The 24,242-nt window shown below is 49.4% G+C and carries 25 protein-coding genes; 3 read left to right on the forward strand and 22 right to left on the reverse strand.

Going from position 1 to position 24,242, the window contains the following annotated elements; genetic code table 11:
- Positions 1-2 precede the first annotated feature (2 nt).
- From bshA to GI364_RS12095, 5 genes are all read right to left on the reverse strand, one after another.
- A complete protein-coding gene (bshA, locus tag GI364_RS12075) occupies positions 3-1,136 on the reverse strand; it encodes an N-acetyl-alpha-D-glucosaminyl L-malate synthase BshA (protein ID WP_198849558.1) in 1,134 nt (377 codons plus the stop codon).
- A gap of 81 nt (positions 1,137-1,217) precedes the next feature.
- Positions 1,218-1,619, reverse strand: a complete 402-nt coding sequence (locus GI364_RS12080) for a methylglyoxal synthase (RefSeq protein WP_198849559.1) — start codon at positions 1,617-1,619, stop codon at positions 1,218-1,220.
- Positions 1,620-1,646: 27 nt separating this feature from the next.
- Positions 1,647-2,474, reverse strand: coding sequence for a 4-hydroxy-tetrahydrodipicolinate reductase (gene dapB, locus GI364_RS12085; RefSeq protein ID WP_233095765.1), 828 nt, complete (start codon positions 2,472-2,474; stop codon positions 1,647-1,649).
- A 5-nt stretch (positions 2,475-2,479) separates the two neighbouring features.
- A complete protein-coding gene (locus GI364_RS12090; RefSeq protein ID WP_198849560.1) occupies positions 2,480-2,872 on the reverse strand; it encodes a tetratricopeptide repeat protein in 393 nt (130 codons plus the stop codon).
- Positions 2,873-2,922: 50 nt separating this feature from the next.
- A complete protein-coding gene (locus GI364_RS12095) occupies positions 2,923-3,255 on the reverse strand; it encodes a nucleotide pyrophosphohydrolase (protein WP_198849561.1) in 333 nt (110 codons plus the stop codon).
- A 138-nt stretch (positions 3,256-3,393) separates the two neighbouring features.
- Here GI364_RS12095 and ylbJ point away from each other — a divergent pair, with 138 nt between their 5' ends.
- The gene (gene ylbJ / locus GI364_RS12100) at positions 3,394-4,647 is read left to right on the forward strand and encodes a sporulation integral membrane protein YlbJ (RefSeq protein ID WP_233095766.1); all 1,254 of its coding nucleotides are present in this window, start codon (positions 3,394-3,396) and stop codon (positions 4,645-4,647) included.
- A gap of 108 nt (positions 4,648-4,755) precedes the next feature.
- Here the strand turns inward: ylbJ and GI364_RS12105 are convergent, their stop codons facing one another.
- A complete protein-coding gene (locus GI364_RS12105; RefSeq protein WP_198849562.1) occupies positions 4,756-5,568 on the reverse strand; it encodes an undecaprenyl-diphosphate phosphatase in 813 nt (270 codons plus the stop codon).
- 224 nt (positions 5,569-5,792) lie between these two features.
- On the opposite strand from GI364_RS12105, the gene GI364_RS12110 reads away from it, so the two are divergent.
- Together GI364_RS12110 and GI364_RS12115 are read left to right on the forward strand one after the other, a co-directional pair.
- On the forward strand, positions 5,793-6,842 hold the full coding sequence (locus GI364_RS12110; protein WP_198849563.1) for a YkvI family membrane protein: 1,050 nt from the start codon (positions 5,793-5,795) through the stop codon (positions 6,840-6,842).
- Between the two features lie 124 nt (positions 6,843-6,966).
- Positions 6,967-7,797: a YitT family protein gene (locus GI364_RS12115; protein ID WP_198849564.1), complete on the forward strand. Its 831-nt coding sequence runs from the start codon at positions 6,967-6,969 to the stop codon at positions 7,795-7,797.
- Between the two features lie 116 nt (positions 7,798-7,913).
- Here GI364_RS12115 and GI364_RS12120 read toward each other — a convergent pair whose 3' ends face one another.
- The 16 genes from GI364_RS12120 to aroC form a co-directional block, all read right to left on the reverse strand.
- Positions 7,914-8,738, reverse strand: a complete 825-nt coding sequence (locus GI364_RS12120) for a menaquinol-cytochrome c reductase cytochrome b/c subunit (RefSeq protein ID WP_198849565.1) — start codon at positions 8,736-8,738, stop codon at positions 7,914-7,916.
- A 70-nt stretch (positions 8,739-8,808) separates the two neighbouring features.
- On the reverse strand, positions 8,809-9,477 hold the full coding sequence (gene qcrB / locus GI364_RS12125) for a menaquinol-cytochrome c reductase cytochrome b subunit (protein ID WP_198849566.1): 669 nt from the start codon (positions 9,475-9,477) through the stop codon (positions 8,809-8,811).
- A gap of 238 nt (positions 9,478-9,715) precedes the next feature.
- Positions 9,716-10,309: a hypothetical protein gene (locus GI364_RS12130; protein WP_198849567.1), complete on the reverse strand. Its 594-nt coding sequence runs from the start codon at positions 10,307-10,309 to the stop codon at positions 9,716-9,718.
- A gap of 207 nt (positions 10,310-10,516) precedes the next feature.
- A complete protein-coding gene (locus tag GI364_RS12135; protein ID WP_198849568.1) occupies positions 10,517-11,080 on the reverse strand; it encodes a YpiB family protein in 564 nt (187 codons plus the stop codon).
- 193 nt (positions 11,081-11,273) lie between these two features.
- Positions 11,274-12,641: a helicase-associated domain-containing protein gene (locus tag GI364_RS12140; RefSeq protein WP_198849569.1), complete on the reverse strand. Its 1,368-nt coding sequence runs from the start codon at positions 12,639-12,641 to the stop codon at positions 11,274-11,276.
- A 14-nt stretch (positions 12,642-12,655) separates the two neighbouring features.
- The gene (locus GI364_RS12145; RefSeq protein ID WP_198849570.1) at positions 12,656-14,278 is read right to left on the reverse strand and encodes a DNA repair helicase XPB; all 1,623 of its coding nucleotides are present in this window, start codon (positions 14,276-14,278) and stop codon (positions 12,656-12,658) included.
- A gap of 339 nt (positions 14,279-14,617) precedes the next feature.
- Complete coding sequence (locus GI364_RS12150) at positions 14,618-15,520, reverse strand: prephenate dehydrogenase (protein WP_198849571.1); 903 nt, start codon at positions 15,518-15,520, stop codon at positions 14,618-14,620.
- The gene (aroF, locus tag GI364_RS12155) at positions 15,504-16,556 is read right to left on the reverse strand and encodes a 3-deoxy-7-phosphoheptulonate synthase (protein ID WP_198849572.1); all 1,053 of its coding nucleotides are present in this window, start codon (positions 16,554-16,556) and stop codon (positions 15,504-15,506) included. The genes GI364_RS12150 and aroF overlap by 17 nt, the downstream gene beginning before the upstream one ends.
- A gap of 36 nt (positions 16,557-16,592) precedes the next feature.
- Positions 16,593-17,414, reverse strand: coding sequence for a tryptophan synthase subunit alpha (gene trpA / locus GI364_RS12160; protein WP_198849573.1), 822 nt, complete (start codon positions 17,412-17,414; stop codon positions 16,593-16,595).
- Entirely contained in the window at positions 17,411-18,595 is a 1,185-nt protein-coding gene (trpB, locus tag GI364_RS12165; RefSeq protein ID WP_198853982.1) for a tryptophan synthase subunit beta, read from the reverse strand. The genes trpA and trpB overlap by 4 nt, the downstream gene beginning before the upstream one ends.
- Before the next feature lie 13 nt (positions 18,596-18,608).
- The gene (locus GI364_RS12170; RefSeq protein ID WP_198849574.1) at positions 18,609-19,292 is read right to left on the reverse strand and encodes a phosphoribosylanthranilate isomerase; all 684 of its coding nucleotides are present in this window, start codon (positions 19,290-19,292) and stop codon (positions 18,609-18,611) included.
- On the reverse strand, positions 19,289-20,113 hold the full coding sequence (gene trpC / locus GI364_RS12175; RefSeq protein WP_198849575.1) for an indole-3-glycerol phosphate synthase TrpC: 825 nt from the start codon (positions 20,111-20,113) through the stop codon (positions 19,289-19,291). Before trpC ends, GI364_RS12170 begins: the two co-directional genes overlap by 4 nt.
- Positions 20,110-21,150 (reverse strand): anthranilate phosphoribosyltransferase, encoded by a 1,041-nt coding sequence (gene trpD, locus GI364_RS12180; protein ID WP_198849576.1) that lies wholly within the window; start codon positions 21,148-21,150, stop codon positions 20,110-20,112. The genes trpC and trpD overlap by 4 nt, the downstream gene beginning before the upstream one ends.
- Positions 21,151-21,416: 266 nt before the next feature.
- On the reverse strand, positions 21,417-21,800 hold the full coding sequence (gene aroH / locus GI364_RS12185; RefSeq protein ID WP_370541777.1) for a chorismate mutase: 384 nt from the start codon (positions 21,798-21,800) through the stop codon (positions 21,417-21,419).
- Entirely contained in the window at positions 21,797-22,903 is a 1,107-nt protein-coding gene (aroB, locus tag GI364_RS12190; protein ID WP_198849577.1) for a 3-dehydroquinate synthase, read from the reverse strand. The genes aroH and aroB overlap by 4 nt, the downstream gene beginning before the upstream one ends.
- Positions 22,900-24,057 carry a chorismate synthase gene (gene aroC / locus GI364_RS12195; protein ID WP_304503158.1) on the reverse strand — a complete coding sequence of 386 codons (1,158 nt, stop codon included), beginning with the start codon at positions 24,055-24,057 and terminating at the stop codon, positions 22,900-22,902. The genes aroB and aroC overlap by 4 nt, the downstream gene beginning before the upstream one ends.
- Positions 24,058-24,242 lie beyond the last annotated feature (185 nt).

Genomic DNA, 24,242 nt, shown 5'->3' on the forward strand with positions numbered 1-24,242 from the left:
CTTCATGAGTGCGAATGTTCGATGAGGCGACGGTATAGTGACTCGTATTCCTTTACTTTGGACTCCATTTGAAATTCCTCCACGGCCCGGCTTCTGGCGGCAGCTGACATCCTCTGATATTCGGCCGGGTTCTGCAACAAGCGAACCGCGTAATCGGCCATGGCACGGATGTCTCCAACGGGGGCTAAAAATCCTGATTTCCCTTGTTGGACAACCTCCGGAATACCGCCGGCGGTACTTCCGATAACTGGGACACCGCTTGCCATGGCTTCAAGCGCTACTAAGCCGAAGCTTTCCTTTTGAGAGGGCAGGCAAAATAAATCAGCGGCGTTGAACAGCGGAGCAACGTCATCCTGATTGCCAAGAAAGAAAACGTCTCGCTCGAGCGATTCACTTTGTACCATGTCTCTTATGGCGTTTAGCTCTGGTCCCTCGCCGACGAGAAGCAATCTTGCTTCCACGCGATTTCGCACCAGTTTAAACATTCGAACCAAATCGTCGATTCGCTTAACCTGGCGGAAGTTGGATACATGGAGCAGGAGTTTTTCGTCGTTTGGTGCAAAGCTGTTGCGGATGTGACTTGCTGTTCTCGGCTGAAACAAATCTGTATCAATAAAGTTGTAAATTGTATCGATGTCTCGAGAAATACTAAATACGTCTTTGGTTTGCTGGACCAAGCTGTTGCTGACTGCTGTCACGGCGTCGCTCTTTTCAATTCCGAGCTTAATCACTTCATACAGGCTCTTGTCCTGAGCAAGTACCGTTACATCCGTTCCGTGCAAAGTCGTGACCACTTTTACGTCGTGGTCTTTTGAAACCATATTTTTCGCCAAGAACGCTGAAACAGCAAACGGCAATGCGTAGTGTGCATGCAAAATCTGTAATTGGTAGCGTTCAATGATATCTGCCATAAGTGCAGCCAAGGTAAAGTCATGAGGCGGCGTGCGCAGAACCGGATAAGTCATGGTGTCCATTTCGTGAATATAAATATTTGGGTCAAATTGTCCAAGTCGAAAAGGGATATCTGTAACGATGAAATGCACCTGATGTCCTCTGCGAGCCAGTGCCTTGCCAAGTTCGGTCGCGACTGCACCGGATCCCCCTATTGTTGGATAACAGCTGATTCCGATTCGCATAAGTCCGCCTCCTTCCAAATGATGTGATGCAAAATTACAGAACCTAAAACGCGTCTTCTGTTCTGCCTTGCAGGCTTTGAACTAGTCTTCACGAACGATTGAGCGCCAGTCCAGAAGCCCCTGCTCGACGGAACGCATCAAAGCTTCTGCGCTCGCAAGATTTGTTGCAACGGGTACGTCATGTACATCACAGAGTCGGAGCAGTGCCGTTATGTCAGGCTCGTGTGGTTGTGCGGTCAGAGGATCACGCAGGAAGATAACGAGATCCATCTCATCTTCGGCAATCTTTGCGCCAATTTGTTGGTCTCCGCCATAGGGCCCTGATTGTACCCTGGTAATTGGAAGGTCAGTGGCTTCCTGAATTCTCAATCCCGTCGTTCCGGTTGCGAACAAGCGATGATTTACAAAAATGTGTTTATAAGCAAGTGCAAAGTTGACAATGGTATCTTTCTTGGAATCGTGTGCAATGAGAGCAATGTTCATGAAAATCTCCCCTTTCTGCGGCTAAGATTACCACAGGATGTGTTCAAGTCCGTAGACCATTCCTGTCAAATCGCGGACTTTTGCGCAGGCCAGTAGAACGCCGGGCATAAAACTGCTTCGATGGATTGAATCGTGGCGAATTGTCAGAGTTTCCGACATACCGCCAAAAAGCACTTCCTGGTGTGCAACCAACCCTGGTAAGCGCACACTGTGCACGCGAACGTCGTCTTGCAACAAACCCCTGGCTGGTTGGTTGTCGCTTTCCATCTTGTTGATGTCCGCAATCGTTTTTTCTGTACTTGCCGTACCCTCGTTCACGCTGCTGTCGGTTTCACGGAACTGCTCGGAAATGATGGTAGCCGTACGTTTTGCAGTTCCGGATGGTGCATCCTTTTTGCCGTCGTGGTGCAATTCTACAATCTCAGCTCTGGCAAAGTAGGATGCGGCCTCTTTGGCAAATCTCATCATTAAGAGTGCACCGATGGCAAAGTTCGGGGCTGCAATTCCTCCCAACCCTTGGTCCACGCTCAACTGATGCCACTTGTCAAGGTCAGCCTGAGTGTATCCAGTGGCACCTATGACTGGGCGTACTCCGTATGTAAGAACTTGATTGACATTTTCTACGACACTTCTCGCATCTGTAAAATCAAGCCAAACGTCGGGCTTTGTTTCAGCAAGCAGGCTGTCCAAATTATCATAGACAGGAAATGCATCTAAGTCAGGGGCTTGTCCAATTGTATGAACCAATCCGCTGGTAACAGCGAAACGGGCGTCGGCCTGCAATGCTTTGACAGCCTCTCGTCCCATCTTTCCGCCCGCTCCGCCGACGGCTACTCGTATTACTGATTCTGACACGTCTTTCACTCCTTGTGTGACTGTAAACGCTCGTAGAGGGCCTCTGCCTGTTGATTCAAGGGATCTTTAGACATTGCCTTGCGCAGCAAAGCTTGAGCTTTCGTAGTTTTTCCCTCTTCCACTGCGGTTTTCGCCTGTTGCAGTAAGATGTACGCACAGATAATATCCAAGTGTTCCTGATACAGTTGATTTTTGGGCTCTGTGTTGACTGCGCGTTGGGCCCACTTTCGTGCTAAGTCGTACTCCCCGTTTCTCCAAGCCGTCATGGAACCGTGAAAAGCGTATTCCGCATTATCGGGATCGGACTCGATGGCTTTGCGAAATGCATTGAGCGCCTTGTCATGGGACCCAATGAACAAATAAGAAAACCCTGACTTCAACAGCTGTGTGCCGCGCATCTTCTCACCCCCCTATCTATGGTATTAGAAGGATGAAAAAGTGGCGTGGATCACAGCCTAGTCCAACGGTCTTTGTCCCTGGTTTCGAATTTTCTCATGACATTTGTAAAGCTTTCATCCAGGTGAATATCGAGGCTGTTTGCCAAGCAAGTGATGACAAACAACATATCACCTAGTTCGAGGGAGATATCACCGTCGGCTTCTGTCGCTTTCTTCTGCTTCTCCCCATATCTGTGCTGGACTTCTCTGGCGAGTTCTCCCAACTCTTCCGTTAGCCGCACGACCAGACTCATGGGTGGAAAGTAGCCTTCCTTGAACTGCTGAATGTAGGCATCCACCTGATTCTGCATGGATGCCAGTGTAAGGTCTGTACTCACTCTCATCTCCCTTTCTCAGCTTTGGCAAACTCTTTTCCCATTATAGCGAATCTGATGCAGAAACATAAACGCGGGACTGGGACATATGCTGTAATGACGACTTGGACACGCATGTGTTTCGACAGGCAAAGGAGATGACGTTGCTTGAACCAGCAGAAGACGAGAGAGTGGACAACCGTGCTTATGGGCCTGGCCGTAGCCGTATTCACGATTGCACTCGTGGTATATCCGAAACAGGGGTTTGACGCAGGAATCGAAGGCTTGAAGTTGTTCTGGAACACCGTATTCCCGTCATTACTCCCCTTCTTTATCCTGTCTGAACTGATGTTGGGCTTGGGCCTGGTGCGGGGATTTGGCGTTCTGCTGGAGCCTCTGATGCGACCTCTGTTTGGTGTGCCTGGAATCGGCGCTTTTGCACTGTCCATGGGGCTTGCGGCTGGCTACCCAATGGACGCTGTTATTACAGCTCGCTTTCGTGAAGACGGAATGTGCTCGCGGGTTGAAGGTGAGCGGCTGTTGGCCTTCACCAACACGGCAGACCCATTGTTTATGATTGGAGCCGTTGCTGTCGGCATGTTTAAGAGTCCTGCACTCGGCGGACTGTTAGCAATCGCGCACTACATTTCTTCGTTTCTCGTGGGTGTGACATTTAAGTTTTGGGGCCGTCGCCATGATTCAAAAGAACATCGGTCCGTTCCAGCGAAAGGGATTATACGCCGGGCTTATGCTGAAATGATAAAGTCACGGGAAGAAGACGGCAGACCCTTTGGGAAACTGTTAGGGAATGCTGTAACAGAATCTGTCTCTACATTAATGATGATTCTAGGATTTATCGTCTTCTTTGCAGTATTTATTCATATTCTCGATATATCTGGCATTATGAAGGTATTGGGGCGTCCAGTCGCTTTGTTGTATCAGATGTTGGGCGTCAGTCCGCACCTTGTGAGTCCAACCCTCTCTGGTGCCTTCGAGATTGATATCGGTACTGCACAGGCGGCTGCGGTATCCGCTCCATTGCTGCAAAAATTGGCTTTGGTCAGCGCCATCATTGCATGGAGCGGATTAGCGGTACACGCTCAGGTAGCGAGTGTTTTAACGGAAACGGATATTCGGATGGCACCGTATTTCCTCGCTCGTTTTCTCCACGCTGCACTAGCCGCCGTGATTACAGTTGTTTTATGGGGATTAGGAGTTGGACGTCCTGCAGGCCAGGTATTGGCTCAGCATGTTCCCGTGTTTAAGAGTATCCACACCTTGACATCAGGAGGAGAGTCTTGGTGGAATACGCTTTTAACGAGTGTCACAGTCTGGGTTTGGCTGACAGCAGGGCTCTTAGTGCTTGCCTTCATCTTGATTACTATCCGCCGCATTCGGGTGATTGCGTGGCGTGTGCACTGACTTTTCGCTGTGTCTATGATGACTTCGCCGTTCAAAAGATACTTTGGTACTTACAGCCATAGAAGAATCCGCCGATATGAATGTCGGCGGATTTTTCCTTGAAACTCTTTAGAACAACGGTGGAAACCAGCGGTGAGTTACGATCTGGTCGAACAAAATGAACGCAGCCAGGGCCCAAGTGTAAACGGCGAAGTATCTAAACCTGGATGTCTTCAACACCCACAGCGTGAGGCGGATAGAAATGTAGCCAGCCGCCGCTGCAACAACGGTACCGACGAGAAGGGGTTCCCAGTGTACTAATGAACCGTTTACTGTCTTCATTCCCGATTCATAGAAGTCGTCAACTTTTACTAATGTCGCGCCTAAGATGGCTGGTATGGACAGTAGAAATGAAAACCTTGCGGCAGTCTCCTTCGAGAGTCCTCGCCACATGCCGCCAGCGATGGTTAGTCCGGACCGGGACAATGCCGGCAAAATCGCGATTCCCTGAAGTGTCCCAATCCACAAGGCGTCCATGAAGCGAATATCGTCTTCCGATTTAAACCCGTTTTTCACTGAATCCATCCACCACAGAATGACACCTGTGATGATAAATTCGGCTGCAAGCGTTCCGCCGCTTGAAAAGACATTCTCGAATAACTCTTCAAAGACCGCTCCGAGTATGGCAGTGGGCACCAATGCCACGTAGAGCATTCTTGCTGTCCAACTGAATGGATGTTTTACAAGCCACGTGATTTCGCGTCGAAAAGCAAAAAACACCGCCAATAAGGTCCCTACGTGCACAAAGATGATAAAGAGGAGATTATCACCCTGAATGTGCCACAATTTTTGGACCAGAACCAAGTGTCCTGAGCTGCTTATCGGAAGAAACTCGGTTATACCCTGGATGATCCCCAGTACTAGAGCCTGAATACTTGTCATTGCAGCCCTCCTTTTTGCCTATTTAATTGTCCAATCACAGGGTCTCATTAATATGGACAACCCTAGTTGATATATATGGCGAACCGCGTCAAACATGACTTGTGTAACTGGGTTCACCAGGTCCGCTAGTTGCAACTCCTGCTATGCACAGGGTTCTGCGACACAACAGGCATGTTTTAGATGGACTGGCCATAAGTTGAGAGTAGAGTGAAGGAGGGTTTTCTGTGCGTAAACAGCGCTTTGCCGCGTTTCAGGTAGCCTGCACATACGTTGGTACTGTCGTTGGCGCCGGATTCGCCTCGGGGCAGGAAATATACCATTTTTTCGGACGTTTTGGAGCCTGGGGGTACCTGGGTATTGCCTTGGCGCTGTTTCTGTTTTCTTATCTTGGCTACCAAATGATGCTGCTGGGACACAGAGTCAAAGCCAGGTCTTTTCGTGAGGTAAGCAATTTCCTGTTTGGCCCGTGGATTGGCGGCTTTATCAATGCAGTTCTACTGCTGATGTTGTTTGGCGTCACTGTAGCTATGCTCGCTGGATCAGGAGAATTATTTCGAGAACGCATGAATCTTCCTTTTGATGTGGGTGTATCAATCACAATTGCAGTCACTTTTTTGACACTGTTTCGAGGTATTGACGGAATTCTTAAGGCAAATTCAGTCATCGTACCCATTATGGTCAGCTTTGTGCTCTTTGCAGCTGTACGTGCCTTCATGACGCCCCACAGCTTGTATCACGCCTATCATATCAGCCTTTATCTTGCAGGAAAGCCGCTCCTTGCAGGTATTTCAGCTGTCGTCTATGGATCATTCAACGTGGGTCTTGCGGCTGGGGTGCTTATCCCCGTTGGAGCAGATATTGGAGATAAAACTGTTTTGCAAATGGGATCTCGGTGGGGTGCATCGGCCCTGGCGTTTATGTTAATGGCTGTCACCTTCACGCTCTTCATCCACTACCCACAGGCCACCGCATACGCAGTTCCAATGGGATATGTAGCGACGACCCTGGGACGTTTTCTGCAATGGATGTTTGTGCTGGTACTATGGGGAGAAATATACTCCACTCTGGTTGGAAACGTCTATGCAATGGTGGCGCAAATCCCGATGTCGTCAAGAATGCTGCAGGCTCTCGTAGCTCTGATACTTTTGGGCATTGCATTTTTATTCAGCCAAATTGGTTTTGCCGCCATTGTTGCCTATGGATACACAGTTTTTGGGTATGTGAGTTTACTGCTGCTTCTGACTATTCTTTGGCCCCGCAGCAAGCAGGCTTAGAATGTTTGCTCCTATACTGCCCCTTCCCTTATAATTGATCTGGCTAGTAGTACGGTTTCAAGGGCCTACATGTGGAGGTAAACAAGTCGCGCTGTCGCGGCTTGTTTTTTAAGGGGGGCAACTCATGAACAAACGCGGCTCTAAGTGGGTTCTCATTATAGCAGGCGCACTCGTTTATGCAATTGGTTTGAATGCGTTTTTGGTCGCCAATCATCTGGCAGAAGGCGGGTTTGTAGGCTTTTCGGTACTACTGTTGTATAAACTTGGTTGGCCGCTCGGTGTGACATTTCTGATTCTGAACGTGCCCGTCCTTATTCCTGGATGGAGATTGTTCGGACGTGAATTTATTTTGAAGACAACCGTTGGTGTTGCCGCTGTCTCACTCTTCTCGTGGTTGACTCGGTCTTGGCAGATGCCAACGTCTGACCCCCTTTTAGGCGCATTGTATGCAGGCGTGATTACGGGCATCGGGCTGGGTCTTATTTTTCGGGCAGGTGCAACCACCGGCGGAAGCGATATTATTGCCAGAATGATGAAACACTTCTACGGGATTTCTATGGGCCGGACACTATTCGCGATTGACGTGTTTGTGATTGGTATTATCGCACTGATTGTTGGCTTGCAGACAGCTATGTACTCCCTCGTGGCATTGTTTGTATCCAGTCGAACCATCGACTTTGTCATTCAAGGCGTGAATTCGGGAAAAGCTCTCACTATTGTTTCTGAACATAACGGCGCTATCGCCAGCGAAATTCACGAGCGATTGAACAGAGGCACTACCCTGCTTAAGGCTCAGGGCGGGTTCACGGGCCAAGACAAGCGTGTCATCTATTGTGTCGTACCGAGGGAAGAAGTCGTTCGAGTGCAAAACATCGTCTCGTCCAAAGACCCCAGTGCTTTTGTCGTCATCAATGATGTTCACGAGGTGCTCGGCGAAGGATTTACATATGAGTAAGCGAACCAGGGTTAGGCGTCAGCATGCCGAATGTCGGAACGCACTAGAGATAACAAAGGACGTAACCGCTATAGTTACGTCCTTTCTATAAAAATTTGAGACAGGAGTAATAACATCTATTTACCGCTTGTTTTTTGTTTGACTAGCCAATCGACGACTTGTTGAACCTGTGCTGTGCTCTGGAGGTTTCCGTTTTTAGGCATACCGCCCTTTGGATTCTCAACGAAATTCGTCAGTTGTTTGGCGTTCCAATACTTTCCGATTGCATAAATTGGAGGGCCAAATGCGCCTTCCCCTTTGTTTCCGTGGCACGAAGCACATGTCTTTTGAAACAGCTTGTAGCCAGGCATACTCGTGTCAGTAAAGTGAATCTGTGAGGCAGGAATCTTTTGTACTTTGGGCAAGGTAGTTACCGTGCTTCCGCTGCTGCTCTTACTTGCAAACAAGGTCATGGTTGTGGATTTTCCAAGTTCTCCACGGTGTTGCACCCAGGCCTCGTTTGTCAGCCAGATAGTCAAAAACACGACAAGAACCATTGATGCCGTTGCCAAGGGACGGCGAAATGGATGACGTTCCTTCCTGGTATCAAGCCAAGGTACAAACATCAACAACAATGCACCAATTCCAGGAACGAGAACTCCGCCGAAAAATCCGCCGGGAAGTCCAAAAATAAGTCCGGAACCAGGATAGTACTTAAGAAACTGATAAATAAATAGAAAGTACCAGTCCGGCACAGGGATGAACGATGTATCGTCCGGATTTGCTTTTGCACCCAGTGTAACGTGGTTGAATATAACCCATAAGACAAATCCCAGTAGAAAAACGGAACCGGCAATCCACTCTTTCAGAAGAAAATTGGGAATAAAGGGTTCATATCCAGAGTTAGCTTTAAGGTTGTGCCGGTACCTAGGAGTACCGGGTATTCGCTCGCCTCCAGCCATGTCAGTGACCTCCTTGAACAACTCGATGTACTCTGCCAACCGGGATGAGTGTGCCCGGTTAAACGCATTCCTACAACGGACCAGCGATGTGTTGTGTGCGAATCATAATAAAGTGCAACGCTAACAAAACCAGTAGAGCTGCTGGTAAGAAGAACACGTGAATCGCAAAGAACCGAGCCAAGGTCAGAGCACCCACGGTATGGCTGCCGACTAACAGAGTCTGCAAATACGGTCCAATTCCAGGAATAGAACCAGCAATCTTACTTCCCACAGATGTTGCCCAATATGCTTTTTGATCCCAGGGCAACAAATAACCAGTAAAACCGAATGCGAGGACTACAAAAAAGATGAGGACTCCAACAACCCAGTTCAGCTCTCGCGGTTTTTTGTATGCCCCTGTAAAGAACACGCGGAGCATGTGTAAAAACATCATCACAATGACAAGACTTGCACCCCAAAAGTGCATTCCGCGAACGACCTGTCCCAGCAGTACCTGATCGGTGATGTACTTGACACTGTACCAGGCGTTCGTGATATCCGGTGTGTAGTACATGGCCAGGAACATTCCTGACAGGATTTGCGTAACGATGACCAGAAACGTCAAACCTCCAAAGCAGTAAATAAAGGCCGACATTTTGATTGCCGGATTGACGTGTGCAGGAACGTCGTGGTCTGCGACATCACGCCAGAGCGGGGTGACGTTCAACCGCTCATCAATCCAATCGTACGCTCTTTTCAATGTTATCACCTACCCGGAGCGGTTGATTTGCAGCAGTGCATCCCAAAGGCGGTATGGTTTAGAAACTATCTCCGAAGCACGGCAAAAGTTCAGCCACTGCTGCGGACCGTTGGGAGATTTATGTATTGAGCCCTGCTGCACGCGTTAATCTTATCCTTCAAAAAAGTAAGGTGTCAAGATAATTAGAGGCCGTAAACTAACTGCTGTGACGCGGTTTACGAGATTTGTGACAAATTCCTCATAAACTGTTCGCAGATTCATCCCAGAGGGCTGTTACGGACTCAAAAATTTCGTTTGCCATCATTTCAAGCAACCGCTCTCCTTCGTCTGCCATTGCCTGCGAATCCGCTTCTGAAAGACCTACAATTTCTCGCTCTGGGCTCTGCCAATAAACATAAGTTGCATGAGACAGATAGAAAAATGCGTCACTGAGCCGTTCTTCAGGGACACGTTGCTTGAGCCACTGAAACCAATCAAAGATGAGCCACTTTCCCTGACCATCGGGGAGGTCCATCAGCGTCTTCTCTTGAAGGTGGAGTCGTTCCGCGATGACAATTCCATATTTAACTTGATACCCTGCCATAAAACTCATAGTGTGGGCCCAATCAGAAAACGGCTGGCCCTGCCACAGACTGAATCCCGCGTCCAAAAGGGTCATTCTCCCGCGAAACCGTTCCAACACTTGTCCGCACAACTGCTGCGAGATGAGTTTGGCAGCCGTTCTTGGAGAGGCGGCGTCGAGGGGGATCCCCGTGTCTGTCATTACCAGCAGCGTGTCCACATTTGAACTGTACTCCGAAAATTGATTGGGTGTAAGCAATTCGAATCGCATAAGTTTTCAATCTCCTCCCCCGTACTCTTGTATGGAAACCGGTTGTCCGGGACAACTGCGCGTGAACGGGTTGTGTTAGAAGGTATCACATGTATATACACTATGACAAACGGAAGCGGTGGAAATTGGGGGAGTCAGCTAAGAAGGGTGAACCCAATAAAAATCACGCCGTGATAAATGACGGCGTGATTTCTTGTCTTTCATGTACTACAAGGACGGCGAAGCCGATGCATCGAAGTCTATAAGGCGTTGACTGGCCTCGAGGAACAACTCGTAATTTCCAACATCCAATGCATTGTTTACTTGTTGCATGAGTTGACTTCGCTGATAATCGTGGACCGCTTTTTCTATTGCCAACTCTGCCTGAAGTGATATCATTTCGCGCAGTGCAGGTTCCATTTCACGCGTTGGTATCTCTTCAAGCACCGCTCCGTACGCTTCACTTGTCCCACGGTCTTTAAAGAAAAGCCCAACGTAGATTTCTTCGTCAGGATGTTGATACAAGTCTAGAAAAGCCTGTTCGACGTCAGTAGAAACGGGTTTGTTTCTGCGATAGTAACGAAACGGTGCCACGGGAACACACTTTGTTGCGATGACAATCACCCGAGAAAGTTGACGAAAGTTCTCTACAAAATGAACTCTGCGTAGTACATTCTCGCGCGTCATCATATAGCGCATGAGCATCTCCGCTTCGCGACTTTGCAATTGGTAATTCGCCAAAAACCAACGAAGGAAGTGTTTCTTCTCGGCAATAGTGACGGCACTACCCATGGGTGTCTCCCCCCTAAGTGGCGATGTCCAGTTGTCCACAAGGTACGCTGCGAGACCAAAACAATAGTTAGAATTCTTCGTTTATTCTATTCGGTAAACCGTGTAGAATTTCCTGCAAACGCTGATACCTGATTGATTTTTTTGTTGGCGGCCTCCTTTGCTTCTAAATTTCCCAAAATTAATGTGGTTTTTATCAAGATGTCATGGGGTCAACCCGTGCTACAAGCCAACTTTTCTCCCAGTCCAGAAGGGTTTTTTCAATGTTGCCTGGAACCGGTGTCTGTGAGTGCTGCTCCAGAAACGTCAGCCAGTGACGACAGTTACGCTCTGCATCTAATCCACGGATAAAACTCGATTCTGAAATCCGGTACACGCGTACGGCACCCGTTTCCTTGATGTCTGCTATCCGTGCCAATTCCCCTGTTACCGAAGGCTCGTCGGCAGTAGCGATAACGTTGAAGTTCGGCTGAACGATAAGTGTCTGCTTGGACCTTGTCTCTGGGCTCACGGATGTTTGACCTGTTGTTAGCAATTGTTGACAAAGATCTGTAGTTTGAAACCACTGTTGTCCAGATTCGTCTTCTCCAATGCGAATCAGACCAAGGTGCATCATCATTTTTACAATTCGTTCTCGCCAGACACTGTCAACAGAGTCATAGTAGTACTCGTTTACAAACGGGGCTACGGCTTTGAGCATGGAATCGAGGTTTACCCAGTCGTCTTTTGTCAGGGCGAATAGTTTGACAATGACAGGCAGCTTTAAAATTGCCCTGCGATATAAAGATATGTAGAATATCGCCATGGATCTCTCACGATTGACGGCACTGTCTTCAAGCCATTCATCACTCAGTTGTGTAACGGCGAGAAGTCCGTCGTCGCGTTCTTCAATCAAGCGATTTGAAAAAGCGTAGTCATACATTAAGGCAAATCTGTCCGGATAGTCATGGAAGCGGCGCCCGTAGCCAAATCTCCATCCGCCGTTGAGTGTTTCTTCCTGGACTTGCAGCAATTGTAGCAATCGAATCAGGTGTCTCTTATAGATGGCTCCGTCTTGCGTCAAAGTCACTTCTTGGTTTCGAACATATTCGAGAAATACGTCAAGGTCCTGTGCTAGGACATGCTGCTCGTCCGAATAAATCAAAGGGCCATCCTTGTCAAGAATGAGTTTCTCCCGAAAACTATCTGTTACATGTTTGTAAATAAAGGCTCGGATCTCTTGCGGAATGCAGTATCCACTTCGATTGTTTGTAACTCGAGAAGTGGGAAACAGCCACCCTTCTGTGACGGCCGCGTCGATGAGGTCTTCAGTCCCAAACCATGCAGTAAGTTCTTCTCTTGCGTACACTCGGTCCTGTTCCAAGCATAAACGAAGCAGCCCCAACTCTCGTCCAACGTACCATTTGTGCGTTTGTGCGGTCACAAATGAAGACAATCTAAAGTTCAGAGCAATTTCCTGATGGAGAGAAAGTTTAGAGTGCTTTGTGCATTCGAAGGAATAGTGGTTGGCAATTTCCCGCAATGTATTAATATCTGCATAGTTGAGGCATTCTGATAACCGCAATTGAATCACCCTTTCTAGTTTGTCGTTGTCTCTATATCGTAGGTATAGCCCTGTTCTACAAGAAAGCGCTGTCTCTTTCGTGCTGTTTCTTCCTCAACGGTATTTGCGGATACCAGGGAGTAAAACCAACCTCCCTGGGAACTTGGGCGCAACAGTCTGCCCAAGCGCTGTGCTTCTTCTTGCCGAGACCCGAAGAGGCCGGAAACCTGAATTCCTACCGAAGCTTCTGGCAGGTTAACAGCCATATTTGCTACTCTTGACAACACCAGAGCATCTTCGGCTCCGCTGCGAAAAGCTTCGTATAATTGGTTTCGTACCGATGACGGTGTGCTCCCCGTAATCAAAGGGATTCCATATCTCAATGCGATGTCCTTAAGTGATTTCAAATAGTGGCCTATAATCAGTATTTTTTGATCCCGATGGCGTTCCATGAGTCGTCCGACGACTTGAATTTTCTTCGAGTTGAGGGCTGCAATTCTGTGCTGTTCCCTGCGTGAGGCACGCCCGTACTCCCCGCGTTCTTCAACTGGGAGCGGGATCCGTAACTCAACACATTGCACGGACGCTAAATACCCTTGCTCCTCCAATTCTCGCCAGTCTCCGTCATAGCTTTTAGGACCGATAAGGCTGTATACGTCACTCTCCCTGCCATCTTCCCGAACCAGCGTGGCCGTCAATCCCAGTCTCCGTGAGCTTTGCAGTTCAGCGGCAAGTCTGAACAGCGGAGCAGGCAGCAGATGCACTTCATCGTAGATGACGAGCCCCCACTTCTCTGCAACGAGTCGTTTTAGGTGACGGTATTCACCCCGTTTATTCTTCCCGGATATGCGTTGGTAGGTGGTAATGGTAACTGGGGCAACAGGTTTTCTCGGTGAGTAGATGCTTACGTGTGTTGCATCCAGTGTGGTGCAGTGCGACACTTCCTGCTGCCACTGTTGTGCAGACACGTCACTTGGTGTGACAATGAGTGTCTGTTTCGACAGACGTGTGAGTATTGCCAAGCCAACTATGGTCTTACCGCTTCCACACGGCAAAACAACGACTCCACTTTGGTTAATTCCGTCGCCGAAAAAGGACTGAACGGCTTCCTGCTGGTACCCTCGAAGACCTATAGTCATTTTTAGATCCGACTTGAGACTCGGTGCATCCTCGTACTCCACCAAGTCTTCAACAGGTATCTCATGGCGTGCTAACACCTGTTTCACAAATCCCTGTTCTTCAATTGGAAATGTTACACGGTTTGCGAACACTTGCTCTGCCTTTTCTTGTATCTCAGCAAGGTTCGTGATAACGCTGTTCCATCGCTCTGCAAAAGTGAGTTGAACGAACTTCGGGCTTACGCGAGTCAGCTTGAACTGTCCCCATTTTGTCATTTCAGACACAATCAACTGCTGTACTTTGAGCGGTATAGGCTGGTCACTGCAGGACCTGAGAAAGCCCAGAACCTCCCGTGGTGTCTTACCCGAGGATGCAGCCTGCCAAAGTGTTTGAGGGGTAACACGGTACACGTATATGGGGTCTTGGCTCTCCATCAATGTGCTAAACGTGTGCAACTGAAGACGGAGATACGGGAACCGTGAATGACTGCCTTGTACAAAGATTTTTCCGTCAGTTTGAATATACAGCGAACTGTGCATGGGTTTCGCCTCTGCGTAAGTAGAATCTGTACTAGGTAGTTGCCGCTAAGCACTATGCATCACGATATCTCTAGTATGAGTTAGAGAAGTATGACGTATACCAATGAGCGTGTATGGATTTGCTAAATTAAGAGGGGAGTTCGTGACCAAGGCTGCCAGGGAAGGACAAAAAAAGAGAGGCACAATGTGTGCCCCCAAATAGGTTTTGCTAGGAGTGGAGAGAAATCAGAACATAACACCCTTCGAATTCAAGAATATATTGTTATGGAAGCGCTGTCAAGACTAAATCTTCAGAAATATAAGTTTCTCCCTGAGTTTTTTACAGTACTCAGAAAATCTTCACACATTACTGGTATTTCCCTTCTCCGTTTCCCAGAGCAGTCGGGCTGCTCTTGACTTCTCAAGGGCTTCTTTCAGCCTAATCTCATCACCTTGTTCCAGTACATCGACAAAATGCTCCAACTCATTGATGACCTTTTTTAGGTGAGTGGCCGTTTGAACGCGATTGAACAGCAGGGTGCTCGTCCAAAAGCCGGATGGAGAAGCAGCCAACCGTGTAACGTCGCGAAACCCGGGGCCGCAGTACTTGGCACTCAGTGCGGGCAGCGTTTCTTTCATATCTTGATAAGCCAGCATACTGGCTAAAGATGTGAGGTGTATACCGTGGCTGACAACAGCCATTAGACTGTCGTGCTGTTCCGCTGATGCAACAGTTCCGAAATCAGCGCCGATACTTTCAATCAATGTTCGAAGTCTCTCGGCAGCAGGCCATCCTTCAATGGTCAGCCAACTCCGGTTTGTAAAGAGGTCTGCCGTCGCTTCTAAGGGCCCCTCGCTAGCTAATCCAGCCATGGGGTGGGTTGGTGCAAACCGCTCTTCAAGATGGAGTGCCTGCGCAGCATGACACAGCGGCAACTTCACACTGCACACGTCCATCAGGATGTCCGCCAATTGGGAGACCTTGTGCATGAACTGAACAGCCGTGGAAACAGGTAACGCCAAAATTGCCAAATCGTACTTTTGTTCGGGGGCAGGCAATGCGGAGAAGACATTCGTGAATCTGCCGCTTCTCAGCAGGATAGTTCGATGCTCTTCGCTTTTTTCCACTCCGTCTATTACACAGGCATGACCCAGTCTTTCACGCAACGCATATGCCGCGGAGGCGCCAATTAGACCGCACCCAACAATGAGGATTGAGCGCGGTCTGAATTCAGCACACCGTTCGTCATCTTTGTGTTGCATAGTCGACTTCTTCGTCTATACTGTTATCTTCGCTGTGAAGGGCGGCTGCGATTTGTTGTACTTCACGAAGCATCTTGTCAAATCCCGGCAACGTTAAGGATTGGGCACCGTCGGACCAAGCCTCTGTCGGATTTGGATGAATCTCAACGATAAGTCCATCTGCTCCAGCAGCAATTGCAGCCCGCGACATGGCATTGACATACCTCGAGTGGCCGACACCGTGACTTGGGTCCACGATGACGGGTAAATGAGACAGGTGCTGTACTACTGGAACTGCGTTCAAGTCCAGCGTGTTACGAGTGTAGGTTTCAAAGGTGCGAATACCTCGCTCACACAGGATGACATTTGGGTTTCCTTCCGATAGAACGTATTCCGCCGACATCAGCCACTCTTCGATAGTTGCTGAAAGTCCCCTTTTTAAGAGTACCGGTTTCTGAGTCTTTCCGACTGCTTTTAACAACGGATAGTTTTGCATGTTTCTTGCACCGATTTGAAAGATATCCACATATTCTCCGACCAGATTCACCAAGTCGGGCTCCATGACTTCAGAGACCACCGGCAGTCCCGTTGCTTCGCGGGCCAGTGCCAAGTACTTGAGTCCTTCCTCTCCAAGTCCTTGAAACGAATACGGGGACGATCTCGGTTTATAAGCCCCTCCCCGCAGGATATGCCCCCCGGACGCCTTGACCGCTTGGGCTACTTGAATGATCTGATCTCTCGATTCAACGGAACAGGGCCCCGCCATCACCGTAGGTTGGCCCGCACCGATTTTCACTGAACCCACTTGGACCACTGTATTGTCGGGGTGGAATGCCCGGTTGGCAAGTTTAAAGGGGTTGCTGACGGAGACCATCTTTTCTACCCCAGGCATGCTGTCCAGCGGCAGTTCCAATGCCTTCTGCTTATTTCCGATGACACCTACGACGGTTTGTTCCTCGCCTTCAGAGACGTGTACGCCTAATCCTTTATCTTTTAGCACCTTTACCACATCCTGTACCTGTACCTTCGTTGCTCCGTTTTTCATAACCACAATCATTTCTCCACTTCCTCTCTGTTTAGGAAATTGGCCGTTCTATGCGTTCATTGCCCCCATCAGGCTGCTCACGAATGGGACAACTTGCTCAATAATTCGTTCTGTAGCCATCTTATCACTTAATTCCACTGACGCCAGTGCTTGCTCTAACCGCCTAATAACAGCACTTCCAACAATCACTCCGTCTGCATACTGGGAGATGGCTGCTGCTTGGCTTGGGGTGCTGACTCCAAAGCCGACGGCGAGCGGCAGAGAAGTATACCTTCTTGCGGTGTCCACCATTTCTTCGACGCGCTGCGATAAGGACTGGCGCTCGCCTGTTACGCCGAGGGCCGAAACGCAGTAGACAAACCCCTCTGCTCGTTCGCAAATGCGTTGTATCCGCTGTTCGGAGGACACAGGTGTAATTAGGGGAATCAATGCAATGCCATTGGCAGTTGCATGGTCTCTTAACCTGTCTGTTTCTTCAAAAGGCAAGTCGGGAATAATTACGCCGTCCGCGCCGCTTTTCGCCGTTTCGCGAAAGAACGCTTGCGGGGAAAACTGCAGGACGGGGTTCACGTAGGTAAATAACACCAGCCCTTTATTTGGATGGCGGTGCCTTAGTTCCGCCGCCAATTTAAAAACCTCCGGCAAGGAGAACCCTGCCTTAATACTGCGCAATGATGCGTTTTGAATCACAGGTCCGTCTGCTAACGGATCGGAGTATGGAACACCAATCTCTACGATGTCAGCACCCGCCGTCAAAACAGCGTCGAACAGTTGGAGAGACATGTCAAACGTTGGGTCACCGGCGGTCAAAAATGGCATGAAGGCTGCGGACCGCTGCGCGTTTTGAAATGCTTTCTCTATTCTGTTCATTGTTGGTCCGCCCCCCTCTGTTCCAGAGCCGCCACTTGCTCAACATCCTTATCTCCGCGTCCGGACAGACAAATGACCATTGAATGAGTCTTTTCCAGATGTGGTGCAGTTTTTATGGCCTGTGCTATCGCATGCGCACTCTCAAGTGCTGGAATGATGCCCTCAAGTTTCGACAGGAGATAAAAGGCGTCCAACGCCTCCTTGTCCGTAATTGGGTGATATGCGGCGCGTCCGGTTGAGTACAACCACGCGTGTTCCGGCCCTATTCCGGGATAGTCCAAGCCTGCCGAAATGGAATAGGCCGGTCGTACCTGGCCAAACTCGTCCTGCAACAGGTACGTCATTGATCCGTGCAGAACACCAGGTCTCCCTTTTGCAAGGCTCAATGCGTGCATTGCTCCTTCTTCAGATTTACCTGCAGCTTCTGTCGCCACGAGTGCCACTGATGTATCCTCAATAAACGGATAGAACATCCCCATTGCATTACTTCCACCGCCCACGCACGCCATCACAGTATCAGGCAGACGGCCCTCAACTTCAGCCATCTGTTCCTTGGTCTCGTCTCCAATAATTCTTTGAAACTCGCGAACCATCTGTGGATAAGGATGGGGGCCGACGACCGATCCAATAATGTAATACGTGTCTTCTACATGAGCAACCCAGTACCTTATGGCCTCGTTGGTTGCGTCTTTCAATGTTCGCGTACCGGACAGTGCAGGCACCACTTCTGCGCCAAGCATTTTCATACGGAAGACATTTAGGGCCTGCCGTCGCATGTCCTCTTCACCCATAAACACCTTACACTCCAGGCCGAACAGAGCTGCAACGGTGGCTGTGGCGACACCGTGCTGGCCAGCACCGGTCTCAGCAATGATTTTTTTCTTGCCAGTGTATTTAGCCAATAATGCTTGCCCAATAGTATTATTAATTTTGTGAGCACCAGTATGGTTTAAATCCTCGCGTTTGAGATAGATTTTCGCGCCCCCAAGGTGCTCGGTCAGGCGTTCTGCATAGTACAGAGGCGTAGGGCGCCCTGCATATTGCCGCAAATAGTATGCTAAGTCCCGATTAAATTCTGGATCCGCAATATAGTGGTTAAAGTCCTGTTCCAGTTGGTGCAGTGCGGGCATTAAGGTCTCTGGGACAAACCTTCCACCAAAATCCCCAAACCGTCCGTTCATATCTGGTAGCGCTTCAGTCAAGTTGTTTCACCGCCTCTATCATGTCTGAAATACGTTGTGGGGATTTTCTTCCGTTCTCCTCTACACCTGAAGACACGTCAATCCCAAACGGGTGCCAATACTTTCGCAATTGATGAAGGTTTGCCGGCTTGAGACCGCCAGCAATCCAAATCTCCGAACTAGATGGCATTTTAGCCAAAAAGTCGTCATCAAAGAGCAGGGGCAATAAGGACCAGTCAAACTGCAGGCCAAAGCCGCCTGTGACCCCTTCATTGCTTTCGTTGCTGGGAGCAGGCGCATCCAACAGGATTGCGTCTGTAACCGCACTGTATTGTAAAACCGCCTCTCTCATCCTCTGAAGGTCCTGGTGCCCGTGAGCCGTTACGGACTTCCAAACTCTCAATCCCGCCTTTTGCAGAACTTGGCAGTCTGCTACGGTCTCACTGCCGTGCAATTGGACTCCATCCAACTTCGCAGTCTTTGCTGTCTGCATGACTTCACGTGCCGGAGTATTGACGAATACACCCATCGTTCTGCAACTTTGGTGAACGGATTCGCGAATGAGTTTGGCATTGACTGGATGCACGTAACGCCGGCTCTTTCTTACAAAAATAATTCCGATGTAATGGACTGCTGGCTCCTCAGTAAAAGACAAATCGTCTCCAGGTTGGATCCCGCAGATTTTGAGTTGTGTCATCGTTGAACTCCATCTGTTCTGGCAGACAATTGGCTTTGTCTTGGCTGTTGAAGGGAAGCAAACAAGTCTTTTAGCTGCCTGTCTGAAGCAGCCTGTCGCATCAGAGATTCTCCAACAAGCAGACCGTCAACACCGGCTGCTGCCATTCGTTTCGCGTCGTCTGGGGTTTTAATACCACTCTCGGCGATGACCGGTAAGTCAGACGGCACCAGTTTCATCACCTGCTCAGTTACACCTAAGTCTACATGGAATGACTTCAAATCGCGGTTATTGATGCCAAGCACTGAAGGTCCTGCACTCACAGCTGCTTCAAGTTCGCCTTCGCGGTGTACCTCGATAAGCACGTCAAGTCCACAATCCTTTGCATGGTCAGCCAACTCGTGCAGTCGGTCTCCAGGCAACGCTGCACAGATTAAGAGGACTGCGTCAGCACCAGCTGCTACAGCTTCATGAATCTGGACCTCATCAATGATAAAGTCCTTTCGCAAAATCGGAGCTTTGACCTGTTCTCGCACAGCAGCAAGGTCCTCTATGCTTCCTTGAAAATACTGTTCGTCCGTCAAGACAGAAATGGCAGCTGCCCCGTAAGCTTCGTACAGAGTGGCCGTAGCGACTGGATTGAAGTTGGGCTGGATCAGTCCTTTCGACGGACTGGCTTTTTTCACCTCAGCCACGATGGACAACTGTGCACCGGTTCGAATGCTGGCAGCAAACCCTGCCTGTGACGTACGCACCGCAGGCTCCATCAATTCCTTCCGGTGCCTCAACGCGTCAACTTCAATCTGCTTTGTTTCAAGAATCTTGGATAGAAATTCACTCACTGTGCGACCTCCACGTTGCTATACATGTGAGTTGCATCAATAAACCCTTGCATAACACGCATAGCCTTGCCCGCAGCAATCGCATGCTGCGCTTTTTCAACGCCCTCTCGCACGCTCTGAGCCAAGCCGCTGACGTAAAGCACAGCACCGGCGTTGTAGGCTACAATATCCCGGGACGGTCCGTTCGTGTCTGTGAATATATTTCGAATGAGTCCTGCGTTTTCTTCAGCATTCCCTCCCGTAATTTCCGACAGCGGTGCTCGCTTCAAACCCACATCTTCAGGCTGTAGTGTGAAAGTCTTAACCTTTCCGTCCTTGACTTCTGCCACCAGCGTGCCTCCGCTTATAGAAAGTTCGTCAATGCCCCCGTGTCCGTGAACAACGAGTGCATGTTTGCTGCCAAGCTGGGACAGAGCCTCAGCGACCTTCTCAACTAGGTCAGCACGAAATACGCCTAAAACTTGTCGCTGTGGGTTTGCAGGATTGGTAAGGGGTCCGAGGATGTTGAAAATGGTGCGAAAACCCAGCTCTTGACGGGGTTGTGCTGCGTGTTTCATGGCAGGATGGTATTGGGGTGCAAAGAGAAAGGAGACACCGGTGTCTTCCAAACACAGGGTCGCCTCCGAATGCCCGATATCAATTTTGGCACCTAAGGCCTGCAGTACGTCCGCACTGCCGCTGTGGCTTGATACCGCTCTGTTCCCGTGTTTAGCCACATAAGCTCCTGCTGCAGCCGCAACAAAGGCACTTGCCGTGGATATGTTGAAAGTGTGTCCACCATCGCCGCCGGTACCGCAGGTATCTACAATGTCATGTTGCACATCAATGTGCACAGAATGCGATCTCATTGCTTTGGCAAAACCTACAATTTCCGCCACGGTTTCACCGCGGACGCTCATGGCTGCCAGCAGTCCAGCTGTTTGCACAGGCGAACTCTGTCCTTCCATGAGCAGATTCATGAATGTCTCAGCTTCGTCTGCTGTCAGGGTATTTCCGTTGGCAACAGATTTTAGTGTTGTGCGAATAAATTCATGCATTTTACTCGGCTCCTCTCAACTCTGTTTGCACCGTTGAAACCGACAGGATAAATAAAAAACCACACGTTAGGTACGTGAACCTAACCTGCGGATGCTGATGGCAGCATGCAACTTACCCGTTGTCTCGGCTCAACTGTACTCAACTGATTTCCTATTGTAGATACAAGCTCTCATCTCAACTCACTCTGCTATAGAAGTTCCATGAACAACTATAGTGGTAATCATATGTCGAAAGAGGTCTCACGTCAACCCGAATTTAGTGCAGACTAGGCATTGTCTTCACCGGCAAGATCCGGGCGCAGACGAATCGCTTCTCTCAAGTACACATGAACCATATCCTGCTGTTTCTTGTCTGTGTTCACGTGCAGCAGCAGGCGAATGCACTTTTTCAGTGACTGTGGTACGTTAACTTCGACGGAGCACATGAGCGGTACCCACTGCCAATCTGGGTGACTGCGTACGGCTTTTGCTGGAAAGTCTGCATTGAGGTCTGGCGTCATTGTGAGCATAATGCTGACAACATTTTCTGCTTCGATGTCATTCTCCATAATCATTCTGTCCAGCAGTTCTCGCGTGGCTGTGTAGATTTCTGCAGCAGAATTTTCCGCTGTAGTAGTGGCTCCCCGAATTCCCCGAACTAACAATGTCATTCGCTTGCCTCCTGTTTCAACATCTCCATGTAGGACCTCTCTACTTCTCCATATGCCACGTCCTGAACAATTGTCACTTTGCCAATATCCTCGGGCAGAACGAAAGTCCAACTGCCAGACGAACTGTGCTTCTTGTCAAAGTTCAAAATAGCAGCCAAAGCGTCAAATGGATAGTTTGGCGCTTGCACGGCCAGACCGTGATTCATCAGTGTCTGTCTTATTCGTGTAAAATTCTCTGTTGAAAGCATACCGCGATTTACTGCAATACGGGATTCAATCGTTAATCCAATGGAAACCGCCTCACCGTGGGTTAGTCCGTAATTGGAATACTGTTCAATGGCGTGGCCGACAGTATGCCCGATATTCAGCACCATACGCAGGTTCTTTTCCTGTTCGTCCTGTTCAATTACGGCTCTCTTTACGTTGATTGCACTACTGAGTAATGATTCTACTTCTGAAGCAGAGGGGATGGACGCATAGGGGAGAGCTTCTAGTCTCTCGAATAGCGAAGGGTCTCCGATGATACCATGCTTGATGACTTCAGCCATTCCCGCTCGCCACTGAGCTTCCGGCAGTGTCTGCAGGGTTTCAGTGTCATACAGTACAGCCAAAGGAGGATAGAAAGCTCCAACCAGATTTTTGCCGCGTTCCAAGTTGACTCCAACCTTCCCGCCAATGCTGCTGTCATGAGCTAACAATGTTGTTGGCATTTGGACAAACGGAATGCCCCGTAAAAAGGTTGAGGCAACAAATCCGGTCAAATCACCGACGACTCCGCCCCCGAGGGCAATGATGATGCCGTTGCGCCGCAGTCCTGCATCGAGCAGAACGTTGTATAGCTCTTCGGTCGTCTGCAGGGATTTGCTTGCGTCCCCGGGAAAGATGCTGTGAGCGTGGACTGCAAATCCTTCGGCGCGACAACTTGCCAGCACAGGTTCCAGGTAACCGTTGGACACAACAGTTGTATCCGTAACCACCATCACCACCGCGTCTTTGGATACACCTAAATCTCGTAACCAGCCTCCCGCATTTCTTCGAAGTCCCGCTCCGATGACAACTGGGTAGGAGTGGCTGTGACTGTGCACCGTCAACTGTGTCGTCATCGTTTCGCCACCCGTTCTTGGTAGGCATGAAAGTTATCTCGGATTTGCTCCATTGAATCCCCGCCAAATTTCTCAAGAAATGCGTCCGCAATCACCCAGGCAGCTACGTTTTCTCCAACAACAGAAGCCGCTGGCACTGCACAATAGTCAGAACGCTCTACCGCGGCCAACTCTGACTCCTTTGTCAGCATGTCGACACTATGCAGGGGTTTATACAAGGTACTGATAGGTTTCATGGCAACACGCAACACAACTGGCTGTCCGTTGGTTACACCGCCCTCCAACCCGCCGGCTCCGTTACTCGGGCGGACATATGAGGACCCATTGTACTCGATTGCATCGTGGACCTTTGATCCAAACCGTCGTGCAGCCTCAAAACCGAGTCCGATTTCTACCCCTTTGATAGCCTGAATGCTCATCATTGCACTTGCAAGACGGCCGTCAAGTTTTCTGTCAGGATGCGCAAAGCTTCCCAGCCCCACAGGGCAGCCTTCAATGACAATCTCAAAAACCCCGCCAACAGTGTCTCCGCGTTCTTTTGCTTCGTCAATCTTTTCAATCATAGCGGCTTCCGTCGTTTTATCTGCGACCCGAACAACAGACTGCTCCGCCTGTTGTCGTAAAGTCGTTAAGTCATGAGGAACCTCTCTGACTTGTTCACCGCCGATTTCGACGACGTGTCCCGCAACCTGTATCCCAAATTGCTCCAGCAACTGGCGAGCCAGTGCACCTGCTGCAACCATGGTTGCAGTGTTTCGAGCGCTCGCTCGCTCGAGTACGTTGCGAATATCCTCGTGATCGTATTTTATCGCCCCAGCCAGGTCTGCATGCCCAGGCCTGGGACGTGTGACTTGCTTCAAATTGTCCGGTGCCTCGTCCCAGACCGACATCTTCTCCTGCCAATTTTTGAAATCGCGGTTTCCGACCAGCATTGTGATGGGTGTGCCCATAGTCTGCCCAAACCGTACACCGCTTGTTATTTCAACCGTATCTGTTTCAATTTGCATTCTGCGGCCTCTGCCGTATCCTTGTTGTCTGCGCCGCAGTTGTTCGTCAATTTCTGCTTTTGAAATGTGCATGCGGCTGGGAAATCCTTCGACGATGACTGTCAGTTGTGGTCCATGGGACTCTCCAGCGCTCAGATAGCGTATCATGTGTTTTCTCCCCACTCTCTCTATCAGAAAAAGATTTGTTGTATTATATCACGTTTCATTCCGCGGGTGAGAATTTCTCAGGCGAGTTGTCAGAGTTTTTGTGAATTGGTCTGTGGGAGTTTGTGGGTTCAAACAGCGTCTGGGTGGAAGGAGTATGTCAGAATTTTCGGGATGACACGGACTAA

This window comes from Alicyclobacillus sp. SO9, from assembly GCF_016406125.1.
In the GTDB taxonomy this organism is placed as follows: domain Bacteria; phylum Bacillota; class Bacilli; order Alicyclobacillales; family Alicyclobacillaceae; genus SO9.